Source organism: Candidatus Obscuribacterales bacterium (assembly GCA_036703605.1).
GTDB lineage: Bacteria > Cyanobacteriota > Cyanobacteriia > RECH01 > RECH01 > RECH01.
Genome location: DATNRH010000086.1, coordinates 1 through 1,229, shown reverse-complemented (window position 1 = coordinate 1,229; position 1,229 = coordinate 1). Strand labels below are relative to the sequence as shown.

Genomic DNA, 1,229 nt, shown 5'->3' with positions numbered 1-1,229 from the left:
ATCTACGCTGTTAAAACGACGGAATACAAAGATGCCATCAACGTCCAAGCCAAAGCCAAAGCCATCATCATCATTGAAGTATCCCCAACGCGCTGACTCTGTTCCTTGATAGCCAATCTGATCCAAGGCAATGCCTATGCCTGGCAGACCGATTGAGCCAGACACATAACGCCCGCGCTCCACGCTGTCAAAGATCACTACGCTATTGGGAGTGGTTCCGGTAGAAAGAAGATATCGACCATCACCCACGGTATTCGTAACAGTGCCGCTACCAATGGCGGTTGTCTTGTCCCGTAGATCAGTGTAGCCATAGTTAGATTTCAAGCTAACAACGGGGAAGCCCTCGGCAACTTGGATGGCATTTAGAGGGGTCAGCGATTTCTCAAACCTGCCAACCACATCAGCAAGGTTTATGAGCTTGTCGCTTTCCAGAAGATAGCGGCCATTATGCGGCCTCATCCGATCTATATTCTTGGTCAAAGCTCAAGCACCTTATAACTGTTGATCAGCGATTGTGCCCCGCTCATCTTCATGGCGCTTGCCGTATCGCAGTCACCTCGATGCTCAAACATATACGCCGCCATCTGGATGATGCCCAAGCGGATAGCCGCTGGCACATCAGTAGCGTTAGCCCCATAGCCTGCCGTGTAGTCGATTACGATAGCGTTGGCGTTATCAATGGTGGTGGGCCAAGTTGCGCCATGCTTGATAACCAACCGGCCGGGACGCTGCTGGGTGTCGGTAATAAACACATCAGCAATCGTAACGGCGTCACCATCAGCAGTGATGGTGTCAACAGATTGCAGGGGATAACGGGGCAGCATAATCTGCGCGGCCCTTCCTGATGCCCTTAGCTCGTTGAGTGCGCCTTGCCGTACACCATCCCACCATTCCTCTCGGTCATTGGGCCAATGATCTAGGGTCAACTTCCAGACCTGGGTGATCAGTGCGAGCCCTGTATATTCCTCGACCATCTCACGCGCAGCTGTAATGTATAGCTCGATCTGCGTGTCTTTCGCAGTGTCGGCCACATCAATCTCTAGCTGATTCTTAACGTCAGCAGCCGTGACAGGCTCAGAGGCTGGGGGTGTGGTTAGGGTATGGCCTCGGTACTGGTTGTACTTCAGAGGATAGCGCAAGGCCATTGCTTAGCCCTCGTGATCAGGTTCGGCGGGCTTTGTGTACATCGGCTTCGGTCCACGCTTCTTGGGCTTTTCTGCTTTACCATC

The 1,229-nt window shown here is 52.6% G+C and carries 2 protein-coding genes; both read right to left on the bottom strand.

The genetic code is table 11. The features are described 5' to 3' along the window. The coding region (locus V6D20_01865) for a hypothetical protein (protein ID HEY9814543.1) at window positions 1-459 on the bottom strand (459 nt) is incomplete at its 3' end. 17 nt (window positions 460-476) lie between these two features. Continuing rightward, window positions 477-1,145, bottom strand: a complete 669-nt coding sequence (locus tag V6D20_01860) for a phage head-tail connector protein (protein ID HEY9814542.1) — start codon at window positions 1,143-1,145, stop codon at window positions 477-479. Window positions 1,146-1,229 lie beyond the last annotated feature (84 nt).

Coding starts and splice junctions, on each gene's coding strand:
- V6D20_01860 (HEY9814542.1), bottom strand. CDS start 1,145: ATGGCCTTGCGCTATCCTCTGAAGTACAACCAGTACCGAGGCCATACC.